General features: G+C 46.9%; 17 protein-coding genes. 13 read left to right on the top strand and 4 right to left on the bottom strand.

Annotation, left to right across the window (positions count from 1 at the left end):
* Positions 1-285: 285 nt before the first annotated feature.
* From J2736_RS30065 to J2736_RS30055, 3 genes are all read right to left on the bottom strand, one after another.
* Positions 286-1,812: an S-layer homology domain-containing protein gene (locus J2736_RS30065; RefSeq protein WP_310502271.1), complete on the bottom strand. Its 1,527-nt coding sequence runs from the start codon at positions 1,810-1,812 to the stop codon at positions 286-288.
* Between the two features lie 96 nt (positions 1,813-1,908).
* Positions 1,909-6,225: an InlB B-repeat-containing protein gene (locus tag J2736_RS30060; RefSeq protein WP_310502270.1), complete on the bottom strand. Its 4,317-nt coding sequence runs from the start codon at positions 6,223-6,225 to the stop codon at positions 1,909-1,911.
* 574 nt (positions 6,226-6,799) lie between these two features.
* Positions 6,800-7,894 (bottom strand): Gfo/Idh/MocA family protein, encoded by a 1,095-nt coding sequence (locus tag J2736_RS30055; protein ID WP_310502269.1) that lies wholly within the window; start codon positions 7,892-7,894, stop codon positions 6,800-6,802.
* Between the two features lie 303 nt (positions 7,895-8,197).
* On the opposite strand from J2736_RS30055, the gene J2736_RS30050 reads away from it, so the two are divergent.
* From J2736_RS30050 to J2736_RS30010, 9 genes are all read left to right on the top strand, one after another.
* Complete coding sequence (locus J2736_RS30050) at positions 8,198-10,219, top strand: beta-galactosidase (protein ID WP_310502268.1); 2,022 nt, start codon at positions 8,198-8,200, stop codon at positions 10,217-10,219.
* A 27-nt stretch (positions 10,220-10,246) separates the two neighbouring features.
* On the top strand, positions 10,247-11,329 hold the full coding sequence (locus tag J2736_RS30045) for a glycoside hydrolase family 172 protein (protein WP_310502267.1): 1,083 nt from the start codon (positions 10,247-10,249) through the stop codon (positions 11,327-11,329).
* Between the two features lie 320 nt (positions 11,330-11,649).
* Entirely contained in the window at positions 11,650-11,904 is a 255-nt protein-coding gene (locus tag J2736_RS30040) for a glycosyl hydrolase 2 galactose-binding domain-containing protein (RefSeq protein ID WP_310502266.1), read from the top strand.
* A 28-nt stretch (positions 11,905-11,932) separates the two neighbouring features.
* On the top strand, positions 11,933-13,948 hold the full coding sequence (locus J2736_RS30035) for a beta-galactosidase (protein ID WP_310502265.1): 2,016 nt from the start codon (positions 11,933-11,935) through the stop codon (positions 13,946-13,948).
* 210 nt (positions 13,949-14,158) lie between these two features.
* Positions 14,159-15,043 (top strand): ABC transporter permease, encoded by an 885-nt coding sequence (locus J2736_RS30030; RefSeq protein WP_310502264.1) that lies wholly within the window; start codon positions 14,159-14,161, stop codon positions 15,041-15,043.
* Between the two features lie 18 nt (positions 15,044-15,061).
* A complete protein-coding gene (locus J2736_RS30025; RefSeq protein ID WP_310502263.1) occupies positions 15,062-15,940 on the top strand; it encodes a carbohydrate ABC transporter permease in 879 nt (292 codons plus the stop codon).
* Positions 15,941-15,978: 38 nt separating this feature from the next.
* A complete protein-coding gene (locus tag J2736_RS30020) occupies positions 15,979-17,511 on the top strand; it encodes an extracellular solute-binding protein (protein ID WP_310502262.1) in 1,533 nt (510 codons plus the stop codon).
* Positions 17,512-17,609: 98 nt separating this feature from the next.
* Positions 17,610-19,406 carry a cache domain-containing sensor histidine kinase gene (locus tag J2736_RS30015; protein WP_310502261.1) on the top strand — a complete coding sequence of 599 codons (1,797 nt, stop codon included), beginning with the start codon at positions 17,610-17,612 and terminating at the stop codon, positions 19,404-19,406.
* A 5-nt stretch (positions 19,407-19,411) separates the two neighbouring features.
* A complete protein-coding gene (locus tag J2736_RS30010; protein WP_310502260.1) occupies positions 19,412-20,500 on the top strand; it encodes a response regulator transcription factor in 1,089 nt (362 codons plus the stop codon).
* Positions 20,501-20,574: 74 nt separating this feature from the next.
* On the opposite strand, the gene J2736_RS30005 is transcribed toward J2736_RS30010, so the two are convergent.
* The gene (locus J2736_RS30005; protein WP_310502259.1) at positions 20,575-21,771 is read right to left on the bottom strand and encodes an MFS transporter; all 1,197 of its coding nucleotides are present in this window, start codon (positions 21,769-21,771) and stop codon (positions 20,575-20,577) included.
* A 184-nt stretch (positions 21,772-21,955) separates the two neighbouring features.
* Between J2736_RS30005 and J2736_RS30000 the strand changes: the two genes are divergently transcribed.
* The 4 genes from J2736_RS30000 (at position 21,956) to J2736_RS29985 (ending at position 25,352) form a co-directional block, all read left to right on the top strand.
* Positions 21,956-22,534: a TetR/AcrR family transcriptional regulator gene (locus J2736_RS30000; protein ID WP_310502258.1), complete on the top strand. Its 579-nt coding sequence runs from the start codon at positions 21,956-21,958 to the stop codon at positions 22,532-22,534.
* A 268-nt stretch (positions 22,535-22,802) separates the two neighbouring features.
* A complete protein-coding gene (locus tag J2736_RS29995) occupies positions 22,803-23,651 on the top strand; it encodes a sugar phosphate isomerase/epimerase family protein (protein ID WP_310502257.1) in 849 nt (282 codons plus the stop codon).
* A 143-nt stretch (positions 23,652-23,794) separates the two neighbouring features.
* On the top strand, positions 23,795-24,379 hold the full coding sequence (locus J2736_RS29990) for a TetR/AcrR family transcriptional regulator (protein ID WP_310502256.1): 585 nt from the start codon (positions 23,795-23,797) through the stop codon (positions 24,377-24,379).
* A 262-nt stretch (positions 24,380-24,641) separates the two neighbouring features.
* Positions 24,642-25,352: an SDR family oxidoreductase gene (locus tag J2736_RS29985; RefSeq protein ID WP_310502255.1), complete on the top strand. Its 711-nt coding sequence runs from the start codon at positions 24,642-24,644 to the stop codon at positions 25,350-25,352.
* The last annotated feature ends 58 nt before the right edge of the window (positions 25,353-25,410 follow it).

Genomic DNA, 25,410 nt, shown 5'->3' with positions numbered 1-25,410 from the left:
TGACCTTGCTAGAGCGACAACACTTCTTACTTACATCACAATTCACCTCCGCTCTCTTTGATCTCTGAAATGACAAGATTTCATTCATAGCCGATAAGGTACCAATAGGCCAATTCCTTTTCGAACTATTCGCCTTGATCATAACAAGTTGCTCAGTAGCTACCAATATGGAGATCGAACGATTTGCATGGTTATCGTCAGGTTAAACGAACTATTAGCCAATAATTAAAAAAAGACGTACGCTTGAACTCGAAGCGTGCGTCTTTCTGGTTATTTTGTTAGCATTTATTTTTGCTGTTGCATCTGCAACAATCGGTTAATTACCATAATCGCTTCTGCACGAGTTACCGTTTGAAGCGGGCCGAATCGGTTCGCTTCGTACCCTTTCATTAACCCTGCTTTCGCCACGATGCCTACAGCATCCAAAGCCCAAGCAGGAATGTCGGAAGCATCAGCGAATACTGCTGAACCGCTTGATTCTACCGCTGCAACGCCAAGCGCATTTGCCAGCACAACAGCCAGTTGTGCGCGCGTTAATTGCTCAGCAGGACGGAAACTGCCATCCTCGTAGCCTTGCACGAGGTTTCCTTTAGCGGCTAGCGCAATTGCTTGTTTCGCCCAATCGCCGATTACGGCGGCATCTGTGTAATTCGGCAGTTTCTCTGGCCCTGCGTTCGGGTGTAGCGCGTTCGTTAACATAACAACGAATTCCGCACGCGACACGAACTGGTTCGGCCTAAATGTGCCATCCTCATAGCCATGCACAATGCCTGATTGGAGCGTAGCTCGGATATCAATTTCTGCCCAATGCCCCGCAATGTCACTAAGATTCGATATGGTATCGAAGAGCGGCTTTTCAGGAACTACTGCGTTTGGATTTACAGCAAATACCGCATACTTCGTAAAATGGTTTACTTCTACAGTGATCTGATTCCCATTTACCTTACCGCCAGGGACTTCCACCCAAACTTTTTTCACTTCGTCAAAATAGAAAACTGCTGCTTTCTGGTCAGCTTTTAAGCTGTTTTTGTCAAAAGCAAACGTTAATGTGATGGGTTTACTGAAGTTTTCCGAGAAATTCTTCAAGATTTCGAAAATCGGACTAGCTAAAACCTCGTTACCTGTTAGTAACTTTTGAGTATCTAACACTTTGTCGATCGTGACCTTAAGGTCCTTGGCTGAAGCATCCGCTGGGATTGTAATCGTCACCTGATCATTCAAACTAACCTCGCCTGCCTTACCCACAGGCAATGTCAAATCACCATTTTTAGAGATAATAGGGAGGTTACTTGAAGGTGGCGTTGAATTTGACGGTGGCGCGCTAACCCCATTGCCCACGGTGACTGCGATCTGCGATCCTTCACTCCATTTGGTAATAACACCGTTAACTGTGGAATTCATCATAGACACTGACTTCAGCTTCACTACGGTCTGACCGGTTGCTCGCGCTTCAAACGTAACTCGGTGAATTGCGGTATCCCCTGTAGATCCAAGTTTATTGCCGACAAACGTATTCGCGACAATGACTTCTCCGTTCTTGAGAATAGGCGCGCCCGATATCCCTTGCCTTAGACTGGACTCGCTCTTATAGGCCAGCTTAGCCGCATCGAATTCCACTATCGCTTCATAAGCGTATAAATCTGTCAGTTGTCGACCTTGGATCTCGATAGAGATCACGTCACCGACCTTGACATCGGTACTGGAGACCGATAGTAGAAACCGCGTGCTAGAAGCACTTTCCGCTGCCTGGACAAGCCATCCCCCAGGAATCAGCAGTAGAATTGCCAATGAAAGGAACATGATTTTGCTCATAAGCTGTCTCATTGTATCTTTCCTTTCTGATCATGCCAGAGAAGAGAGCCTCACATGCGGCCCTCCTCTGACAGAGAATCACTTACCAAATTCGTTCTACTCTAGAACCTTACGTGCAAGGGTCGCCAAATCATATAGCCCGATTTTATTGTCGCCATCCATATCTGCGTTCTTCACCAAATTCCAGTTCGCTTGACCTAGTTCCGCACCATAATTTGCCGCAACTAAGCCAAGATCTCCGATCGTGATGAGCCCATCGTTTCCTACAACATCACCTTTGATAGAGGTTATCACCGCTCTTTGGAAGGTTTGCAGTGCGCTGCTCAATGCTGTAAGGGCATCGTCTGTTGTTACTTGTGTCGCCTGACCATTTGCTGCGACTAGCTGCGCTGCCTGAATTGCGGCTAATAGCGTTGCTTTGCTTCCTGTCGGATATTGTCCAAGTCCTGTTCCTTCAACAGCAGCGTTATAAGCAGCTTGAGCCTGACTAATCTTCGTATGCAATGCGGTCTTATCTACATAGACAAGGGAAATGGAATATGTGGATAAATTCGCATCCGACTCACGTCCCTGACCGTCTGAAAGTTTAGCCTTAGTTACTGAGATTGATGCGTTTTGGGTAGCTGTAACAGCTTTCGCTTTCCACGTTAGCTCTACAACCCCTCCGTCACTCGTAATCGCAACACCAGGGGAAACCGCTACAAGCTTAACTAGCCCAGGTGTATCTGTATTTGTGACCAGCGATAATCCCGGTTTAATCGGAGTTGCCGATACGAACTCAACCAAATTCGGATCGAAAGCTAACGATACTTGCTGGGCATAAATATTTCCATATACGCTGTTCGCTACATTCGATAGGCTATAGGTTGTTTTGAATTCTTGGTTGGCCAGTACACTAACTGGACCACTCAATGATGTGTTCATTTGCGCAGATTCTTGACCAGCGAAAAGTCCCATGCTCTGATACGGAGATGAGGAGTGAAGCCTGAAATCATCTGTCATTGGTGTTTGTAGTTGCCAAGTTTCTGGTGATGTTAATGGGTTTTTACCAGTATGCGTTCCAGCTTGAATGTTTTTATACCAATTTCCGTTCTGATAGGCATAATCTTTTCCGTTCTGATAGACATAATCTCCGTATTGAAAATTAATAGCAATACCAGGCCACGCTTTATCAACGGAAACATTCGCCCAACGTTCAACCAAGAGCCAGTCAAAGTCAGCTGGGAGATTCGGATCTCTAAATTGTACAGGAGCGATAGTGGCGACAGTGGTATTTCCAGAAGCACTAACGTGGCTTGTCGTACCATTATTACCTGTAAGCACATCGATAAATTTCTGACTGCCATCCCTAGTATTATTGTTGAAGATAAGCGGATTAGCCGTGTTGGCGCTGGTATAAAATAAGATGTTTCGGTCTGTTGCAGTGGGATGTACTTCTTCATTCCAGCTGAAAGAAATCTTTCTTATCACATTGTTTTCAAATCTCAGTTTGGTAGTCTGATTCGTGGTATCCTCACCGATAAATCCAAAATAACTTCTTGCGTGTGCGAAATAGTTATTATACACATGCACTTCGTCATTCGAATTAAGCACATCTGTGGTAGCTTTGTAAGTTTTATAGTTGAACATAATTTCGCCGCCGCCGATAAAGATGTTGTCATGGATGGAAGCGCTGCCGTCTCTTTGGTAATATTGCAAGTTCCCCTCTTGATTCGCTTGAAAAGGATCTTTCCAATCCATCGCGGTCATGACAACCGTATTGTGATGAACATTGACGCCATTCCCCATATTCACTAGTTGTATGCCCTCAGCACCTGTACGCAAAACCCTGTTGTTGTAAACTTCGAGATTCGTAAACTTATTCTGGCCAGTAGCTGCCAAAGTATAACCGATATACATGCCTTCCGCTTCAACATCATGGATATACATATCATGAACTTTGACGCCATCCACGATATTAGACGCACCATCTGTTTTAAGAGCAATTCCTGCAAATCCAGTATTAGCAATCTCAATGAATGAAATCTCATAATTCGTTACATTATTTTGAACAGCGTACATTGGGGTTGCAGCATTAATAACTTCAATTCCATGACCAGCGCCATTTTTAATTTCAATACCGTAATCGCCTGAAGAGTTTGTATAATTTCCGTTCAAATGACCAGGATAGTTAACGTCTCCTGTCCGAAGCACTGGATCATATTTCCCAGTAAAAATCCAATTCGAACCGCCCCGAATTTTTACGCCATAAGGAGTGCCTGTGCCTGCAATTTTTACTTGTCCGCCATAGTTTGTAATGATCAACGGCTCACTCGCACTTCTTTGCGGCAGATTTCCAACCTGAAATTGTGTATAATTCCCTGCTGGAATATAAAGGCGGTCAAGGGTCTGCCAGTTTACCTGAGGAAAAGAGGTTTGAACATCTAGATAAATCATAGTCGTGGTACCTTGGGCAGGCGTAGGTAGTATGAATGTTTCTAAGCCTGAAATCGTAACAACCAATGATCCTACGACGCCTGATCCATCCTGAGAGGTTGCCCTGACCGTTACTTGACCTACAGAACCTCCAGTTAAAAGACCATTTGTATCGATCGTTGCGTTGCCTGTTCCATTGACAACAGACCATGTAACTGATGGATTTGTTGCAGCATTTGGCACAACGGCAGATGACATTTGCAGTGTATTTCCCGTTTTGACAGAGGATTTACCGCCTGCACCTGATACAGTAATGCCGGTTACAGGCTCCTTCTGACCTCGATAGAGGAAGAAGTTGTCATAATAGGCTTTGCCACCTGGAACGCTTTTGTTGCCGTTCTTCAGCATCACCGACTGGTTTCCAAGTGCGGTAACGGAATAGACAGCACCATCAGCTCTAAGGACGTTGTCGATGAAGATATTAAAGTACCATTTCACACCATCGTGTTTGAACTGTAATTTAAAATGGTGCCACTCGTATTTGGTATAAGTCCTTTTGGTCCAATTGTTGTATGCATAGAGATTCATACTGCCTGCCGTAGCAGAACCATTGTCATCGAACACCATTTGGCTGTCGTTAAAATAAAAACTGTTTCCACCGATACTGTTGTCACCCCTGAAGTCATATTCAAAGGTATAGTCGACACCCGACTGGTAGGAAAGCTCAGGTAATTGATATAAGTTTTTGCCTGTGCCCTGAGTAATTTCAACGACTTTGTCGCCTGCAGTTCCCCCTGGACGTGCGACAATGGCGGCTGTGTCACCGGCCCACGCACCTCCACCAACACTAGTACTGGCGTCAAAGGTTTCAGCATAGAGGACTTGATAGATGATCTCAAACTCAGCCGTAATGTTGACATTTCCAGCGGGCATTTTAAATGTAAATTGGTTGCTGCCAGCAGGTGTTAACGCAACCTTCATGCCAAATCCGTTCGGTGAGACTGTGAGTGTTTTAAGCTTATAGTTCGTTGCCGAGTAGACGGATAGGGTAACTGTGTCGTCAGTCTGGGCCGTGGCCTTGTCCGATGCGACACTGCCGTTTGCAGACGGACCAGCCACGTTCACATTGTACGGGACTGAAGCACTGGCGGACTCGAACGAAGCAGCGACAGTAACATCCTCGGCAGGCATCACAAACGTGAAAACATTGTTGCCAATAGACTTCAGCTCAATAGCCCCACCGCCCACCTTAAGTGAGTTGAGTGTCAACTTGTAACCGCTTGCAGGTGTAACCGTGAGCCCAATTGTTTCCCCGGCGATACTGCTGTAAGTATTTGCCGTAACTGTGCCATAAACCGACGACGTAGTCGTGGTAATATTGTATGTCGGTTTGGTCTGTGCGAACAACCAATCGACTAAGTTTGTGTTACCATCGTTCGGATCCGTATACGTATAGGCGTTAACCCAGCTGCTATGCCCGACACCAGGGAATTCGGTGTACTTGACTTTCGTGTTTCCGACTGCTTTCAACTCGTTGAACACGTTTCTCGAGTGGGCTGGAACGATTGTGGTGTCAGCGTCTCCGTGGAATATCCAAACGGGTATGTCTTTATTAAGGGAAGCTTGAGTCTTGGGATCATTGCTCCAGCCCGAGAATGTTGCTGCAGCAGCTATTTTATCGGCATAGTGCTCAAGCAGCCCCCAAGTTCCCCAACCTCCCATAGACAGACCCATCACATACAGCCTGCTCAGATCCGTGTTAAATTCCTGCTGTACGCTATTGACAAGGGCCCACAGGGATTTGGTCATCTGTTCATTTCCCCATCCAGCGGTGCCGACAGTAGGAGACTGCGGCGCTATAATGATAGCGGGGTGGTCTTGATAATAGGTGTCGGTCAGTCGATACAGGATGTCAGCATTCGAATTGACTTGTTTTTCGTTATCCGTGCCAGATTCTCCGGTTCCGTGCAGGAACAGAACGACGGGAAGAGGTCCCATGCTCGCAGCTCCCTCCGGAACATATAGTCTGTATGGAAGATTAGTCAGCCCCGGTTCCGTTTGTGTGAAGGTTCTCTTCACTGCTTTCTCCAGGAAATTAGACGGACTACCTGTTGGTGGTTGAGCAGCTAAAACGTTTGAAGAGAAAGAGGTAAGCAGGATAAAAATTGAGAGAATAAGGGATGGAACTCTTGCGAATTTTCTCATTAAGCAATCCTCCATATAAGTTTTCCATTGGCTACTTTAGAGACAAGGTGATCCTTTTTCAGCTTTACCGATACGTACGCGTGGTAAAACGAATCTTTATCAAAAAGAGAGTGAGCACCTCCTTCTTACTTGCTTTGGAATACACCTCCATTCTCTTTGACCTCTAAAATGGAAAGATTTTTACTCGTATGCGCTTACATCATAACAAGTTGCCCACTATCTACCTATATGGAGATCGAACGATTTGCATTGTTATGGTCTTGGTTTAACATGAACCAGAGTAAAGGTGGACACCGGAATAAAAAAAACGAAGCACATACGAAATAATGTGCTTCGTTTTTTTCTGTGAATTCTCCAGCATTCTGAGTCAAGATTCATTAATTGTTGCCAGAGTGTCCTCCGGTGTTGTCCGATAAGCTTCAAATAGCTTCGCAATTTCCAGGGAATCCTCCAATGTTCCTTTTTGAGGCGGCTGTCCAGATAGAATGCTTTCACAAAAATGGAGCACTTCCGGAACGTAACCAAGCATGAATATGTTCTTGTTATATAATTGCCCTAATGAAAATTCAGGCTCCCAATAAAGCGGTGCCTCATCGTCCTCAACCAGGTAGGAAGCGGTTCTTCCATACGGTCTAGCGCTTTTCGTTTTGCGATAATAGGTTAATTTTACGCCATTCTCCAGAACCACGTTGGCTCCTTGGCCGAAGACCTCAAGCCGTTCGAGCGGAGAGCTGCGAGCAATGCCAGGAGCCATATGCAACGTGCCGATTGCACCAGATAAGAAGCGCAGATTAGTTACTGAGCTGCCATTTACAGGCTCCCACTGATACGATATTGTGCCGATTTTGCCCATTAAATAATGAAGAATAGAACCGGGATGGTAGATGTGATCCAGAAAACTTGTTACGTTGTTGAGGTCAGCTCGCTGGGAAAAAGGCGGCATCGATTGCGGATATTTGATGGAGATCGATGTCGGTGTACCAAATTCAGGAGAGCTAATGATCTGTTTTACTTTCTCTACGCCTGGGAAAAACTGTTTCTTTAGTCCGGTCATCACGAAATATCCACTATCCCTGCTTGCTTGAATCAGCTGATGCACCTCGTCACTGCTAGTGGCTGTAGGTTTTTCCATCCACACGTGAATGCCTGCACGCAAAGCGTCCATTGCAATATCGGTTGCTTGCACACGCCCATCTGGCGTATAGCTTGTAACGATAAAGACGGCGTCCGGTTTCTCCTTTGCGAACATCAGCTTATAATCGGTGTAAGTCGCATTCGCACCGAACTGACGTGCATAAGCCATTGCCCGATCCCCATTCGTGTCACATATGGCGACTAGATCTACCGGCGCATATTGCAGCGTAGGGTAAATGTTCCGGAACGAGTGTCCACCTGCCCCGATAAAACAAATGCGCAGTTTTTTCTCAAATTCGAAGTTATATTGCACGGGTGAAAAATTCATCGCACACTCTCCGATCGTTAAACATAATATCTTGATATTCAACCTAGTTGAATTAGCGTAATTATATATCCACCTCACCAATGTGGCAAGAGCGATTTTTACTGTTCAACATTCACTACCTTATGAGGTGGTGGGTGTTTTTTTATGTAATGCGAGGGGATAACCTGACCATAACAATGCAAATCGTTCGATCCCCATATTGGTGGGTACTGAGCAACTTGTTATGATGGAAGCGTATAGTTTGAATGTTGAGATAATGAACAAGCCTAATGACTGAACGATTGACTGGGAGGAGCTTTACCGATGACGTGGAGAAGAGAGAAGATGGGGCAAATTTTGTACGGCGCGGATTATTATCCCGAACAATGGCCAGAAGAAGTATGGCTCGAAGATATGAAGTTGATGAAAGAAGCAGGGGTTAACATCGTACGCCTCGGCATTTTTGCTTGGGCGTCGATTCAGCCAGAAGAACACCGATTTGAGTTTGGATGGCTGGACCGGATCATGGATTTGCTCGCAGAGAACGGAATCGCCGTGCATTTGGCTACAGCGACGGCATCACCTCCAGCCTGGTTGACCCATCGATATCCCGAGACCATGAACGTGGATGTCAACGGTCATCCGTACCGTCATGGTTCGAGGCAGCATTACAGTCCGGCTAGTAAGGTGTTCAGACAGTACTGCGCTGAGCTTGTACGCAAGATTGCCGAACGGTACAAGAACCACCCGGCGCTGTTCATGTGGCATATCAATAATGAACACGGCGGTCATTTGCAAAAAGACTACACGCCGGATGCAATCACGGGTTTTCGCGAGTGGCTGCAACGACGTTACGGAACGTTAGATGAATTGAACGATCAGTGGGGAACAGCGTTCTGGAGCCAGAAGTATTCCGATTGGGAGGAGATCGGGCCGCCTAGCACGACGCCTATCGCCTTCTGCAATCCTGGTCAGGAGCTGGACTTCAGTCGTTACATGAACGATTGCCTACTAGAGCTGTATTTGAATGAATACAGGATACTCCGAGAAGTGACGCCAGACGTGCCGATTCTCGCCAGCTTTATGATGGAGTTCAAATGGTTGAACTACTACGAGTGGGCCAAGCATATGGACGTCGTAGGCTTGGATACGTATCCCGATCCGAGACTGGGTATTCCTGTTAGCCAAGCGATGGATTTCGACATGCTGCGCAGCATGAAGGATAGCCAGCCGTACTTGCTGATGGAACAGGTGACGACCCAAGTGAACTGGAGGCGGAACAACGCCCAGAAAAAACCGGGGCAGATGCGTCTGTGGAGCTATCAGTCCATTGCCCGAGGCGGCGATGGCATTCTGTTTTTTCAATGGAGGCAGTCAAAAGCAGGAGCAGAAAAATTCCATGGCGCGCTGGTTCCCCATTCCGGCGATGTCAACAGCCGCGTTTACCGCGAGGTGAGGCAGCTGGGGGAAGAACTCCAACGTCTGGAAGCGGTCGTCGGCTCCCGAATCAAGGCCCGAACGGCAATTCTGTTCGACTATGAGAACTGGTGGGCGGTGGAGATGGCGGGCAAACCGAGCGCCGACATTCGCTACCGTGAACAGGTCATGAAATATTATACGGCGCTGCACGAATTGAACGTTGCCGTAGACATCGTGCAGCCGCACTCGGATCTGAGCGGATACGACCTGGTGCTTGCACCGACGCTCTATATGATCGATGCTGCAACAGCAGATCGGTTGGAGCGCTTCGTCGAGAGCGGCGGGACGTTGCTGACGACCTTCTGGAGCGGTATGGTTGACCGGAACGACCGCATTCATCTCGGCGGATATCCGGCTCCTCTTCGCAAACTTCTGGGTATCCACGTGGAAGAGTTCGATCCGTTCACACCGGAGCAAACGTCAAGTCTCCAAATGGTGGACCCCGATTGCTCGGGAGACTATTCGTGCAGCTTGTGGGCCGATATCATCCGGTTGGAGGGAGCAAAAGCACTCGGCGTGTTTACCGCGGATTATTACGAAGGATATCCTGCGGTCACTGAGAACGCTTACGGGAAGGGCAGCGCGCTTTATGTTGGCATGTTTCCGGAGCAGAAGCTCGCGGATAAGCTGATTCGCCATCTTGCCGAGAGGTTGGATTTGCTCCCGGATATCCTGGTGCCTTCTGGCGTGGAGACTTCAGTTCGCGAGGATAACGGAAAATCTTTTCAATTTGTGCTCAATCACCTCGAACACCCCGTCGTGATTGATTTGAAAGGCAGATCTTGCGTCGATCTCATCACGGGAAGTTCGTTTGCGGAACGGATCGAGCTGGAATCGTATGACGTTGCTATTTTGAAGTGGAAATAGATCATATATAAGGAGCTGGAAGACAACATGAATTCATTTAACGGATTGGATATGGGATTGGGCAATTTGTCACGCCTATCGAACGCGGTGACAAGATCGATTAGCCCCGAGAACTTCACGGGCGCCAAAGGTCAAGGAGCTATGGCGACGGAAGGGACTGGAGCCGCTGGCGCGCGCGATCTCGGCATCGGTTGGAAGGTTTCCCCTTCTGTGGAAATCGAACCAGGTGTGGAATTCACGATGGGAGAAATCCAAGGTCCTGGCGCGATTCAGCATATTTGGCTTACCAGTCATCCCAATGGATGGCGAAACCTGATTTTCCGGTTTTACTGGGATGATGAGGAGCACCCTTCGGTCGAAGTGCCCGTGTGTGACTTCTTCTGCAACGGCTGGCAGGAGCGGGCGAACGTCAACTCCATTCCGATCGCCGTTAATCCGGCAGGCGGCTTTAATAGCTATTGGCTAATGCCTTTCCGTAAGAGCGCCAGGATCACGATGGAAAACAAGAACGACAACAATGCTGTCTTGTATTACCAGATCGATTACACGCTGACGGACGTGCCTGATGATTCGGCATATTTCCATGCACAATGGCGCCGAAGCCATCCAGTGGCCTACAAGGACGTACACACGCTTATTGATGGCATCCAAGGAAAGGGCCATTTTGTGGGCACCTACCTAGCTTGGCAGGTCAACAACTGTGGATGGTGGGGAGAAGGAGAAATCAAGTTCTACATGGACGGAGACAAAGAATTTCCAACGATCTGTGGAACCGGGACGGAAGATTATTTCGGCGGTGCATGGAACTGGGAGCAGCCGGCCGGTTCTTACGGAACGTATTCGACGGCATATCTGGGCATGCATCAAGCGATCAAGCCGGATGGCTTATATCGGAGTCAGCAGCGATTTGGGATGTATCGTTGGCATGTTTTGGATCCAATTCGCTTCGAAAACGATCTGAAAGTGACGATTCAAGATCTCGGCTGGCGTGCGGACCGTCGGTATCTGCCACAGCAAAGCGACATTGCATCGACGGTGTTCTGGTATCAAGCGGAGCCGCATGCCCCGTTCCCTAGCCTTCCGGATAATGATGCGCGAGAAGTTAAATAAGTTTCCAAGAGAGAGCGTCAATTTCATGACGCTCCCTTTTTTGAAATATAAGACTTTATAAGGTTCTCTTGGTGGACGGCGTAGCTGGTTATCTCATTTAGTCCGGTTTCGCCGTACTAAATCGGAGATTCCGAGCGAAATATCACGTTTAGTCCGTTTCTGACGAACTATTTGCCCATCTTTCAGGTGCGAGAGTTGAAAAGGGCAAATTAGTTGAGCAAAACCTGACTATTCGCCCAATGAGGAAGCATAAGGTGGATTTAATTGTGCAAAATCGAACTAAATGCTTATGTTAATTTCAGCGAGGAGTGTAACCAAACATGCAGATCTTTGATTTAAACGGTACTTGGAACATGCGGAAATGTTCCACGGACGCAATGGAACAATCATACGCGGCTGCAATCCCTGGATCAGTGCTGCGTACTCTTTTGGATAATGGGGCGATTGAAGATCCTTATTATCGAGACAACGTGGATCCGACCTTGGAGCTATTAAGACATGATTATGAGTTTTCTCGCTTCTTTTCGGTAAATCGGGAATTACTAACCATTCGAAGCCTGTTCGATATTCAGTAGTAATCAACTAAGAGTAGGAGGAAACAATATGTATTTTGGTGCGTGTTATTATCCGGAGCATTGGCCGGAGGAGCGTTGGGAAAAAGACGCTAAGCTCATGTATGAGGCGAGGTTTAACGTCATTCGGCTGGCTGAGTTTGCTTGGGGTAAATTGGAGCCGTCTGAAGGGGAGTTCGATTTCTCGTGGCTTGACCGTGCGATGAATGTCATGCGCCAATATGGGATAAAATTTGTACTCGGCACGCCTACGGCTGGTCCACCGAAGTGGCTGATGGATCGATATGATGCGTATCAGCGAGATTTGAACGGGCAAGTTAGAGGCTTCGGGACAAGAAAGCATTATTGCATGAACCATCCGGATTTTCACCGTTGTACAGAGCGCATTGTGACACAGATGGCCCAGCACTATGGCGCGTTAACGGATGTGCTCGGCTGGCAGATCGATAATGAATTCGGCGTATGCGATACGGCACGCTGCTACTGTGATCATTGCCTTCAGGCTTTCAAAGTTTGGCTGCAGCAAAAATATGATACGATTGATGCGGTCAATGAAGCATGGGGGACGGTTTTCTCCAGCCAAATGTATCGCTCTTGGGACGAACTGCATCTGCCGACCTATTCCGTGCATCCGCACCACAGCCCAGGTCTGGCGATTGATTACCGCCGCTTTGCTTCAGATTCTATTGTCGATTACCAGCGGCTGCAACTCCAAATTCTCCGGAAGTACGCGCCTAGTCATCTTATTACAACGAACACGATGGGCAAGTTCAATCAACTTGACCACTATGACCTCAACAAAGAACTAGATTTGTGCGCGCTGGATGTGTACCCGAATATGAAATCGGATCCCAAGGCTCGTCCTTCCTACATGGCGGAGCAGCTTGATATAACGAGAGGGTTCAAAGGTGGACAGAACTTTTGGATAACAGAGCACCAAAGCGGTTCGCCAGGAGCGGTCGTGTTGTATCCGACACCCGTGCCGGGTGAGATTCGTAGATGGACGTATCAATCCATCGCCCACGGTGCGGATGCGATCATGTATTTCCGCTTTCGAACGCTTCCGTATTCCATCGAAAATCTATGGCATGGCATTTTGCAGCATCATGGCGAGCCTGGGCGGAAGTTCGAAGAGGTAAAGCAGATCGGGCAGGAGCTGGAGCAATTAGCACCGCTGCTCGCAGGTACTTCCCCGCAGGCTAAAGTTGCCATGATTCGCTGCTTTGACAATGAGTGGTCCTTAGAGCTGCAGCCTCATATGGAAGGGTATGAATACATCAAGCATTTCGAGACGTACTATAACTACTTCTACGATCGCGGCATTACGGTGGATATCGTATCACCTGAAGCTAGCTTTGGGCATTACGAGCTGCTTGTCGCCCCTAATCTAATGATGGCTAAGGACGAAACGGTCCAATCGCTGTACCGTTACGTGGAAGAGGGCGGCTGTTTGATCATGGATTTCCGCTCAGGTGCGAAGGAAATGAGCAACCAGATTACACAAAAGCGTTTACCAGGCGCATTTCGAGATTTACTTGGCATCGGCATTGAAGACTATGGGATCATCGAAGCTAGTCAGCAGATCGGCATGCGAGATTTGAAAAGTGGTGAAGTAAGTGCTGCGAAGAAATGGTATGAAGTCATTGACATACTGGATCTTGATTCGGCTGCGCAGCCAATAGCGGTTTACACGGATGGTTATTATCGTGATACCCCTGCAGCCACTAGAAGAGCGCATGGCAAGGGCTGCGCTGTATATATTGGAACGGCGCCTGACCAGGACGGATTGTATCGACTGCTGGATCAGCTTGTAGAAGAGACAAGGGTTAAGACAGATTTCGCTCATTTGCCAGATGGTGTGGAGGCTGTTATTCGAAAAGAAGCGGGAGCAGGTGGGCGTGAATTGCTCTTTATTATTAACCACTCCTTCTCTGAAGTGTCCGTACCACTTAGCTCCGGCTATCGCGACGTTTGGACGAATCAGGCCGTTAGTGGTCCGATCGAATTAGCGGCTCAAGATATTCGGGTTCTGCTACTTAGCTCATAGGGAGAAAGAATGAAGAGCAGACGATTCCTATGCTTTTCGGTGGATGCCCTCATTCCCCAATGGAAACGCTTCATTTACAATAAGGGTATAAAGTAAAAATGCAGCTTAGACGAGGAGGTGAACGTCATTCACTCAGTTTCAACCAATAAAGGTGTTTCAGAAACACAACTCAAATCGAATCCCAAAGCCAAGTTTGCCAGCTATCGATACATGAAACGGTTTTGGCCCTTATACGTTATGTTGATTCCGGGACTCTTTTATTTCTTAGTCTTTAAGTACGTACCTCTTTTGGGAAGTGTGATCGCATTTCAGGACTATAACGTGTATGGCGGCTTCTTCCAAAGCGAATGGGTAGGTTTTAAGTGGTTTCAACAGTTTTTCGAGTTTATCCATTTCCGGCGTTTGCTATGGAACACGGTGGCGATCAGCTTTTATCAATTGATATTCGCCTTCCCAGCACCGATTATACTCGCGATTCTCTTGAATGAAATTGGCAGGATGGCGCTGCGTCGCACAATTCAGACCATTGTCTACGTGCCCCACTTTCTATCTTGGGTCATTATTGCCGGCTTCGGCTATATGCTTCTCTCTCCTCAGATCGGGCTAGTCAATCATGTGGTAAAAGCCTTCGGCTATGAACCGATTTTCTTCCTGCAAGAAACCAGCTGGTTCCGCTTCATCGTCGTTGGATCAGGCATATGGAAGGAAATGGGCTGGAGCGCCATCGTTTTTCTAGCCGCTATTGCGGGAATTAGCCCCGCACTCTATGAAGCAGCACGTATTGACGGCGCGGGCCGGTGGAAGCAGCTCCTGCACATTACGCTGCCTGGCATGTTGCCGACCATCATGCTCTTGCTGCTCCTGAAGATCGGACACATTCTAGATCTCGGCTTTGAGCAAATTTACGTCTTCCTTAATCCGATAACCTACGATGTTGGGGATGTCATCGATACGTATGCCTATCGCGAAGGGATTATGAAGACGAAGTATAGCTTTACAACGGCAATCGGATTGTTTAAATCGGTCGTTGGCTTTGGGTTATTGATCATTGCGAATCGGATCAGCCGAAGTACGACGGGGGAGCGGCTATTCTAGCAGAGGAGGTTCAACAAGATGCGTTACCGTACTACTATCGGAGAAAAAGTTTTTGATACATTTAACTACACCATCCTGCTGATAGCCTGCGCTGCCGTATTGCTGCCTTTTCTCTATATCGTAGCAAGCTCGCTCAGCTCACCACAGGCGATCATACAAGGCGAAGTCACTTTATGGCCGAAAGGTTTTAACCTGAATAATTATCAAGTTGTCTTTGAGAACTCGGTATTTTGGCGATCATTCGGCATTACGGTCTTCGTCGTCATTGTCGGTACAACGCTCAACATGTTCATGACGTTAATCACCGCTTATCCGTTATCGAAGCATGGATTGAAGGGTAAAAATTTGATCCTGATGCTGATCGTTTTCACCATGATTTTTCAAGCCCCGATGATTCCTACTTACTTAGTTGTGAAAAGCTTACACCTATTAAACAGCGTATGGGCGCTAATCATTCCGGGCGCGCTCGCCGCATTCAATATGTTTATCTGCCTGACCTTCTTTCGATCTCTCCCCGAGGAATTGTTCGAATCGGCTCGCATTGATGGCATGAAGGAATTCTCTATCCTTTGGAAAATAGCTGTGCCGTTGTCGAAACCGATCATGGTGACGCTGATTCTATTCTACGCCGTTGGCCATTGGAACAATTATTACTCCGCCCTGCTGTATGTTAATACGTACGAGCTTAGACCACTGCAGTTGTACATGTATTACTTGATTTCACAGTTCAATATGAACGAGGAGCTCGCTGCTGCTGCTGAATCGAATGTCGTCCTCTCCCCACAAGGCTTGCAAATGGCAACCATACTCGTAGCAACTGTACCCATACTCTTGGTTTATCCATTCATCCAAAAGCACTTCATCAAAGGTGCGCTTATCGGCTCAATCAAAGAGTAACCATTCTTTGATATAAATTATTTGAGAGAAGGGTTTATATGAGAAAAGGGATCAAGCAAACCGCAATACTGTTAGCTTCGGGTTCACTGCTCGTCGTAGGTTGTAGTAATGAAAAGCCAAGCCCATCAAGTACAAGCACGAGCGTACCAGCAAGTGCATCCGCATCTGCAGCGCCTACACCATCTGTTCCAACGAAAATTCGCCTGTTCACATCCGACAACTCGCAACCACCTGTCGCAGCTGATGATTCGAATGTTCTATATTTGGAAAAGAAAACGAACACCGATCTGGACATCGTCACTTTACCGCATGCACAGTACGCTGATCAGCTTACGCTTAAATTTGCCTCTGGTGATTTCCCAGATGTCTACCAGTCTTGGTCTGGGCCCGACAGTGATTTAGTTGCATCCGGGAAAGTGCTGGAGCTAAACGCATTAATTGATAAATACGGACCGAATCTGAAGAAAAATATTCCGCAAGCCTCATGGGATGCGGTATCGGTTAACGGTAAAATTTTGGCTATTCCTCAACCGATCGCTTTTTCGGGCGCTGTGACATATGTGCGTAAAGACTGGCTCGATAAGTTAGGATTGCAAGTCCCGAAAACTTCGGATGAATTGATGACGGTTCTGAAAGCTTTCCGGGATAAAGATCCGAATGGGAATGGGAAGAAGGATGAGATTCCGTACTCCATGCGCGAGAAATTAACCTGGGGCGAGAATTTGTTCGGTATGTGGGGCGTGAACCAACAGTGGACAGAAGTGCTCTACAATAATGAAGTCATCCTCCAAAACATTCATCCGAATATGAAGCCGGCGATCTCTTATATTAAATCGATGGTCGATGAAAAAGTGATGGATTCCGAGTTCTTGACGAACTCCAGAGCGATTTGGGAGCAGAAAATTAGATCCGGTGTCGTTGGCATGTGGACACATTCCATTGGCCTAGCTTGGCAGTGGCAGTCAGACCTCGATAAGGCGCTTCCTAATGAGAAGCCGAATGTTATTGCGATTCCTACTCCGCGCGGTACAGGGTATACAGGTCCACTCGGAACGCGTTGGAGCCCAGTTGGCAAAACCTATATCGTGATGAAAAACACAAAAAATCCAGAAGCTATTATTAAATATTTCGATTGGCTTATGAGTGATGAAGGGCAAATGCTGACAGATTTGGGTCAAGAGGGCGACTCGTATAAGAAGGAGAACGGCAAAATCGTTGTAGACGCCGCCAAAATCGAGAAGCTGGCTCCGTTTAACATTATGTTCAAGCTGCATGATACCAATGAAGCTGTCGAAGAAGCGAAGCTGAATAATCCAGTTGCCTACGGTAAACTGAAAACAGCGCGTGAGATAGCCTCCAAGGAAGGCTACCCTAGCGAATCTGTTGGTATGCCGCCTGCGAAGGAAAGCTACAACATCGCCACGATGTACCTTGAAGCGACCAGTAAGATTCTATTGGGCAAAGAGCCGATTGATTCCTTCGACGAATTCGTCAAAACTTGGCGCAAGCAAGGTGGAGACCAGATGGTCAAGGAACGTACGGACTGGTACAATAAAAACAGGAAGAAATAAGGTTTAAAACTAGAAAGTATAACCTCGCCAAGTCTTGTACTAGGCGAGGATTGTGCTTTTTACGCTACATGCGAAGATATAGAGCAGGGGAGGCTTCTATGTTCAAGAAAATAAAAACGTCCTTGAAATGGAAGCTGATTAGCCTATTAATCACGATACTAGTATCGGTTGTAGCGATGATTGGATTTTTCAGTTATTTCGATACGTCTAGAACGATTCGACAAGATGCGATTCATTCGAGTGAGCAAATACTGCGACAGGCCAATCTGAACTTGGACCGACAATACATGGAATATGAGCGAGGCTTTCTAGTGCTGGGTACGAGTGACGAATTTATTAAGTGGCTTCAGATCGATCCGAAGGATCAGTTTGAGCTTATTTCAGGCTATCATTCTTTAGAAAATAATTTTTTACACTATTTGCTTTTACGTCATCCTGAAATTTTGTCCGTATCGATGCGGTCGGATAAAGGCGGGGAATTCCATTACGCCTTGTCAGTGGGGTTATCTAAAGATTACTCGCTCCTGGATGAAGGCTGGTTGAGTGAAGTCAGAAGCTGGGAGAAGGTTCAGCATCGGGTGGGGCCGAGTACGAATTACTTGGAAGTTAACAAAAATCCGAAGCAGCAATTTGTACTGACCATGGCAGGTCAGTTCGGGAGGCCTTTATCGAAGGGCATCCTCAAAATGGACATTACCTTGGAGCCCGCTCAATCGATTCTGAGTCAAATGCAGCTAGGCAAACAAGGGAGCAGCCTGATTGCTAAACCGGATGGAACGATTCTCGTGCACCAGTCCGCAGACAAGATCGGAAGCGTGTTGGAATCTGACATCATTGCACATTTAACCTCAGATAGCGGCAGCTTCATTCGGAAGGAAACGAACCAGCTGATTGTGTTCGATACGATACCTTATACAGGTTGGAAGACCGTCGTCATCTTATCGTTGGATGATATTACGAATAGCATTAATCGCGTTCGCAATGTAACGATTGTGGTCGCCTCGCTCGGAATGATCATGGGGATTATATTTGTGACTCTTGTCGCTACGTCTGTCACCCGCCGTCTGTCTAGTCTTCGCTCGAATATGAAGCAGGCCCAGTTCGGCAATTTCAAAAGTCGCCTTCATATTAAAGGCGAGGATGAAGTATCGGATCTTAGCCATTCCTTTAACCGAATGCTCGAGGAACTAGATTCTTCGATCCAACAGCTGACCGATACGAAGCTCATGCAGCAGCGGGCTGCCTTCTCAGCGATGCAATCACAGATCCATTCTCATTTCTTATACAATGCGTTAGAATCTATTAATTCGATGGCCCATTTGGCCGGACACGATCGAATCGAAAGAGCTTCCATTTCACTATCACGCATGCTCCGTTATACGTCTAATTTCAGAGATACCTATGTGAGAGTTGAGGATGAAATATCCCATGTGATTCACTACATGAATATTAGTCAGATTCGTTATGGTGAAGGGGTAAGCTTTCATATTAATTTACCTGATGACTGTCGGGATGCTCTATGTCTCAAGGTCGTGCTGCAGCCGATTGCCGAAAATGCGATCAAGCATGGGATTGAAACAACCGGGGAGCCCACTCGACTAGAGGTGACCGTCCATCGGGAGGGGGATCTGGTCTGTGTCGTTTTCGAGGATAACGGGAATGCGTATGATCCAGAGCGGCTGGAGGCATTCCGATCACGTCTGCGCGAACCCATGCGCAATCAAGAAGAATATACGACCTTAACGAACGTCGGTCTGCTGAATGTCCATTATCGGATTCTCGCCTTCTACCAAATGAACGGGATCGGTGTTGACATCGATTCAGATAGCCGTCTAGGCGGAGTGAAAGTAACTGTACGAGTACCTTTCAAAAAGAACATCGAGAAGGAGCGATAACCTTTATGCTGCGTGTGCTTATTGTCGATGATGAACCGCTAATTCGAGAAAGTCTCTCTAGTAAAGTGGAGCAGTATAGCGAAGAGACGGTCGTCGCTGGAACAGCGGCAAACGGTGCAATTGCGCTGAAGTGGCTTGATGCTCATTATGCGGATATATGTTTGACCGATATGAAGATGCCCATTATGGGCGGGCTGGAATTGATCGGGAGAGTGAACGAACGTTATCCTTGGATGACTACGTTAGTTGTGTCCAGCTATGATGAGTTTGATTTTGCCAAATCCAGCATGCGGCTGGGTGCTCTTGATTATATTATTAAGCCGGTCGATCAGCAGCAGTTAGATGGCGCACTAGCGAGAGCAGCCCAAGAAGTATCCTCCCGTAGGAGGGCAGAAGCGAGCATTCAGCTCATGCGGTCTCTACCACATCATCAAAGCATGGTACGTCGCTGGATTAATCAGATGCAGACCGTTCAGTTTGAGACGTTGCCCCTGCTCGTCGTCGACACGCTCGATATGCTCGAGAGCTTGGCTGGTGAACGATTCTATTTGCTGAATCCCTTATCGATGGCATGGCTCGAAATGATCGTTGAGGAGCTCAAGAAGGAAAAAGTCCGAATTGAGTTGCATGAGGGTAAGGATCTTGGGCTGTGGGAAAAAACGATTCCGCAGGAGAAGGTACGCAGTTATTTTCGTTTATGTGCGGTGAGGCGCTTGGAGGAAGGGGCTTATCGCATATTTGCGGTATCGAAGGCGATGAAGGACCATCCAACACGTCGTGCTGTTGAGGAAGTAAAGGATTTCGTGGGCAAGCATTATGCGGAAAAGCTGAACCTGCAAGAAATTGCGGATCAGGTAGCCATCAGCCGAAATCACTTTGCGCAAATCTTCAAACAAGAAACCGGTACCACCGTATGGAGTTATTTGATTCAAATTCGCATGGGCAAGGCAAGGGAAATGCTGCTCGGAACCGATAAAAAAGTTTACGAGATTGCCAATGCCGTAGGCTATGATAATAGTGTTCACTTTTCTCAAGTTTTTAAGGAGCAATTCGGATTGACGCCTGCCGAGTTCAAGAAACGGATGGAACGTTAGTATGAAAAAAGGCATATTTAACTGCTATTCATGCAGTCGATATGCCTTTTTTGTAGTTGAGTGTGCCAGGTACTTTAAGCTTTAGCTCTGGATTCAGTAAGGAAATATAAGAGGGCAAGGAATGGAAGTAAAGCACCAATCCAAGCTGTTAGCACCCATCCCCCATGCGCATAGGTTAGGCCGCCTACGAATGATCCTACGGCTCCCCCAATAAAGAAGATAGCCATGAAAAGGCCATTGAGCCGCCCTTTCGTTTCATTTCCTAATGAATAGATCGCCCGTTGTCCGACAACGAGATTGCCGGAAACAGCCATATCTAATGTAATCGCCGCAATGAAAAGCAATACAAGTGAAACATTGGATTTGTTGTGAACAAGTGCTAGGAGTATGAAGGAGATAAGAGCAATAGTTATGGCGCTGAGCGTAATGGCGCGGCCCCAGTTTCGATCAGCCAACCTTCCTGCAATTGGCGCTGCAATGGCTCCAGCAACACCGACTAAGGCAAACAGGGCAATGCCTTGTTGAGACATTCCGTATTGGTCTGCTAATCGTAAGGGCACAGTCGTCCAGAATAAGCTAAAGGCGCCGAATAGACAAGCCTGATAGAAGGCACGACGTCGGAGAATAGGGGTTTGTTTGAATAATTGGAGCAGGGAGGCAACTAATCGTCCATAGGTCAGACCTTGCCTTGGCTGCCGAACAGGCAACCGACTTCTCAGTAAAAGCGCCAATAACACCATGAGTCCAGCCGATATGGCAAAAATCGTTTGCCATCCCCACACGCCGGCAACTAAGCTTGCAACGGGACGTGCTAACATGATGCCGAGCAGAAGCCCGCTCATCACATTGCCAACCACGCGGCCACGCTGTTCCTCGGTCGATAGATAAGCCGCGAAGGGCACTAGAATCTGCGCGACGACAGCGCCTAGCCCAATCATGAGAGATGCGGTCATGAACAGAAAACTCCCTCGAGAAAAAGCAGCCACAGACAGGGCAAGAACTATAAAAGCAATTAGCGTAACGATAAGACGGCGATTCTCTAACATATCGCTAAGAGGCACGATGAATAGTAAGCCAGCGACATATCCAATTTGTGTAATAGTGACAATAAGGCCTGCGCTTCCTGAAGGAAGACCCAAGTCTGAACTGATCGGGCCTACTAGCGTTTGCGAATAATAGAGGTTGGCAACAATAAGTCCGCATGCTGCGGCTAAAAGAAACATCATGCCGGTTGAGAGGCTTTTCTTATCATGAACATTAGGTTGATTCATTGTCATCATCCTTTCACATAGTAAGTAAAATTCCTAATTACTGAACGGTACGTCTATTAATTGAGATGGGAATAATATATACTGAACGTATCGTTTTGTAAATAGGGGATTTTAATCTTTATCAAGTTCTAGAATCTTATTATACTAAGTTATAGATATTTCCTGGACGAAGGAGAGGGCAATCATGTCATCCAAAAGAGGAAGACCGCGAGATCCGAGCACGCAAAAGTCCATCCTGGTTGCTTCCTATGAGCTTCTTCTGATATATGGATTCAAAGGTGTCACAGTCGAGAAGATTGCGGAACGTGCGGGAGTCAGCAAAGCGACTATTTATAAATGGTGGCCCAATAAAGCAGCTGTGGTAATGGATGGTTTCTTGGACGCGGCAACAGAGAGGCTGCCAGTCCCAGATTCAGGTGACGTGTTCGAAGACGTGTTGACCCACACTACGAACCTATGTAGATTCATGGTTAGCCAAGAAGGACATATGATTGCTGCGATAATCGGCGAGGGTCAAGTTGATCCTGTCTTAATGGAAGCTTGCCGGACCCGTTACATCCTCCCTCGTAGAGCAGAGGCGCTTGCGATATTGCATAAGGGGATAGAACGAGGGCAGTTGAGACAGGGGATTGATTTAGTGATCTGTGTGGACTTGATTTATGGTCCTCTTTTTTATCGTCTGCTGGTCACAGGCGAACCATTGCAAGATACGTTTGTAAAACAACTGGTTGAAGCTGCATTTTATGGACTACAGCCACGCTGATGGTTGAATAGATCGATTCATTAAAGATAAAAGTGCAGGAATATTGTATCCGACGTTCGGTCGATTTATTCCACCCTGAGATTATGTTTTTCATAATTTCGGGGTTCTTTGTGTTTAGGCTTCTCATAACGAAAGAAATGTAAAATTTCTTCAATAGAAAAGTCAACTACGGCAGGTTGGAAATTGATAAAATGAAGCCAATTGAACGACATCAAAGTGCAACTTGGGTTAAAAATAAGTATCCTCTAATTTGGAAGGAGTCATGTTCATGAAATTCGCAGCGTTCAGCGGCGTGTTGATCGACTACAGTATACAGGAGGCGATGCGACTCACAAAGCAATTGGGCTTTGACGGAATCGAGATTGCTGCCCGCGAACATCATCTCTCTCCAATGACAAGCAGAACCCAGCTTAAGGAATTGCACGCATTATCTGAAGATCTGCAGCTTGCCATTCCTGTCTTAGCTACGTATACAGGCAGGTTTTCGTCGGCAAGCGATCAAGAAGCTGCAGCGACTTTCGACGACTTTCGTCGGTTGCTGGAGGCGGCCGGCCAACTAGAGGCCTCCATGATACGCGTGTTGGCGGGAGGGCCGAACGCTTTTCTAGCGCAGGATTATCATTATTCAAAGGCTGCATATTGGTTGGGGTGCTGTGCGGAAGAAGCGAAGGCTTATAACGTGGATGTGCTGGTTGAGCTGCATAACGAAACCCTCGTCGAGACGGCAGATGACGCATTGAAGCTTAGTCGACTTGTGAACAGTGAACGGATGGGTTTCATCCATGATGCCGGAAACATGTACATTGCAGGTACCGAATACGGCTTTGAATCGGTCAAGAAGCTGGGCAGGCACTTGAAGCATGTGCATATCAAAGATGAACGCAGAACCTCAGACAGCAGTGCACCAGGCAGCTTCACGAACAGAACCCAGAGGGGAGTTGAGACGTTCTCCCCATGTCGGCTAGGCGAGGGTGAAGTCGATCATGAACCGCTGTTTCAGGCGTTGCGAGAAACAGGTTACAACAACTGGGTGACGTTGGAGTGCCATACACCAGAATCCGGCTTCGAGCGTCTGAAGCATGATTTTGATTGTGTCATGAAGCTCGCCAACGGTTGACGAAGAGCCAACAAATAAAAGCTTCTGAGATTTTATTCCTCAGGAGCTTTATTTTAGTAGTAAAGGCTGTTGTTACCTATACAATCATTCTTTACTGAACATTCTTAAACATGTATGATAGCAGGGGAAGGGGGTTATCATCCATGGCTAGACCCAAAGAGTTTGATCAGGAAGCAGCGTTAGATAAAGCGCTGGAGCTGTTCTGGGAAAAAGGATACGAAAGAACTTCGATTCAAGACTTAGTCGAGCATACCGGTGTTCACCGCGGAAGTTTGTATGATACGTTCGGGGATAAGCAGAAATTATTCTTAACGTGCTTAGACCATTCCCGGATGGTGGCGAAGGAACGTACGTTCCACATCCTTGAAGAAGAGGGGGAGCCTAAGGAAGTATTGCAGCGCTTCTTTACGAAGTTGATTGATTTATCACTTGAGGATGAGAAGCAACGCCGCGGATGCTTTGTGGCTAACACGGCGATGAATATAGGGAATAGCGACCCAGTCATATCGCTGCGTGTGGAAGCTTACATGATCGATATGGAAACGTCGTTCTATCATTTCTTGATTCGCGCCCAACAAAAAGGGGCACTCAAGAGCAAACATGGGATTCGTGAGCTGGCTCGATTTCTCTTAAGCACAAGAAATGGTTTGTTGGTCTTGGCCAAAACGGCTACGGATCGCAAAGTGCTGGAAGATGCTGTCGCGGTGGCTATGTCTATCTTCATGTAAGATACCGTAGCCATAGGTATTCTTTTGTTATTTTAAGAATGATTATTCTTTAAATGACCTCATTTTTCCGTAAGTATAATGCGATTGTGAGATGGAGAACCTAATTATATAAGGAATGGCTAGAAATAGTTATTGACCAATCGTTCTTAAATAAGATATGCTAGATCGCGTAGGGCAGAGCACATCACTTTTTTTTATCCCATTTAGGAATGATCATTCTTTAATGTTTAAAAAATAACTCAAAATGAGCGGAGGAAATACGATGAACATGTCAAATCAAATCGCATTAATTACTGGAGCAAACAGAGGACTTGGTCGCCAATTAGCGCTTGAACTGATTGCTAGAGGGACTAAAGTATACGCAGGTGCTAGAAACCCAGAGACAATTGATATTCCTGGAGCGATTCCGCTCCAATTAGATATTACAGATCCAAAATCGGTCGCAGCTGCCGCGGAGATAGCAACGGATGTGACCTTGTTGCTTAACAACGCAGGATCCTCGACGGGGGCATCCTTGCTGGAGAGTGATTTGGAAACCATTCATATTGAATTTGATACGCACGTGTTCGGTACACTTGCCATGACCCGTGCATTTGCACCAATCATTGAGCGGAATGGTGGAGGCAGCATTCTGAATGTACTATCAGCCCTGTCCTGGTTCAGTATTGATAGCGCAGGTGCTTATACCGCAGCCAAAGCAGCGGAGTGGGGATTGACTAACGTACTGAGACTGAATTTGGCTCCTCGCAACATAAAAGTATCCAGTCTTCACGTTGGGTTTATGGATACAGATATGACCGCGAATATTCAAGCGCCAAAAGTGAATCCTACGGATATCGCCAAAATTGCTATTGACGGCATTGAAGCCGATAGCTTGGAGATCCTAGCTGACGACACGAGTCGTAAGGTGCAGAAAAACCTAGCAGGTGGAGTTGCGAGCTTGTACCCACAACTATTTCAAGCTAAGGAGTAAACGAGATCTCTTTCGCTTGAAGAATCTGAACAACTTTAAAGTGAAGGAGGAAATGTGA

It is taken from the genome of Paenibacillus qinlingensis, from assembly GCF_031455095.1.
Classification (GTDB): domain Bacteria; phylum Bacillota; class Bacilli; order Paenibacillales; family NBRC-103111; genus Paenibacillus_E; species Paenibacillus_E qinlingensis_A.
Note: the sequence above shows the minus strand (reverse complement) of the source record. Positions and strands in the feature narration are given on the sequence as shown.

Bases quoted from the DNA above. Each gene is read 5' to 3' on its own strand.
- J2736_RS30010 (WP_310502260.1), top strand. From the start codon at position 19,412: ATGCTGCGTGTGCTTATTGTCGATGATGAACCGCTAATTCGAGAAAGT.
- J2736_RS30035 (WP_310502265.1), top strand. From the start codon at position 11,933: ATGTATTTTGGTGCGTGTTATTATCCGGAGCATTGGCCGGAGGAGCGT.
- J2736_RS30025 (WP_310502263.1), top strand. From the start codon at position 15,062: ATGCGTTACCGTACTACTATCGGAGAAAAAGTTTTTGATACATTTAAC.
- J2736_RS30005 (WP_310502259.1), bottom strand. From the start codon at position 21,771: ATGAATCAACCTAATGTTCATGATAAGAAAAGCCTCTCAACCGGCATG.
- J2736_RS30015 (WP_310502261.1), top strand. From the start codon at position 17,610: ATGTTCAAGAAAATAAAAACGTCCTTGAAATGGAAGCTGATTAGCCTA.
- J2736_RS30060 (WP_310502270.1), bottom strand. From the start codon at position 6,225: ATGGGACCTCTTCCCGTCGTTCTGTTCCTGCACGGAACCGGAGAATCT.
- J2736_RS29990 (WP_310502256.1), top strand. From the start codon at position 23,795: ATGGCTAGACCCAAAGAGTTTGATCAGGAAGCAGCGTTAGATAAAGCG.
- J2736_RS29985 (WP_310502255.1), top strand. From the start codon at position 24,642: ATGAACATGTCAAATCAAATCGCATTAATTACTGGAGCAAACAGAGGA.
- J2736_RS30050 (WP_310502268.1), top strand. From the start codon at position 8,198: ATGACGTGGAGAAGAGAGAAGATGGGGCAAATTTTGTACGGCGCGGAT.
- J2736_RS30065 (WP_310502271.1), bottom strand. From the start codon at position 1,812: ATGAGCAAAATCATGTTCCTTTCATTGGCAATTCTACTGCTGATTCCT.
- J2736_RS30000 (WP_310502258.1), top strand. From the start codon at position 21,956: ATGTCATCCAAAAGAGGAAGACCGCGAGATCCGAGCACGCAAAAGTCC.
- J2736_RS30040 (WP_310502266.1), top strand. From the start codon at position 11,650: ATGCAGATCTTTGATTTAAACGGTACTTGGAACATGCGGAAATGTTCC.
- J2736_RS30045 (WP_310502267.1), top strand. From the start codon at position 10,247: ATGAATTCATTTAACGGATTGGATATGGGATTGGGCAATTTGTCACGC.
- J2736_RS30030 (WP_310502264.1), top strand. From the start codon at position 14,159: ATGAAACGGTTTTGGCCCTTATACGTTATGTTGATTCCGGGACTCTTT.
- J2736_RS30020 (WP_310502262.1), top strand. From the start codon at position 15,979: ATGAGAAAAGGGATCAAGCAAACCGCAATACTGTTAGCTTCGGGTTCA.
- J2736_RS30055 (WP_310502269.1), bottom strand. From the start codon at position 7,894: ATGAATTTTTCACCCGTGCAATATAACTTCGAATTTGAGAAAAAACTG.
- J2736_RS29995 (WP_310502257.1), top strand. From the start codon at position 22,803: ATGAAATTCGCAGCGTTCAGCGGCGTGTTGATCGACTACAGTATACAG.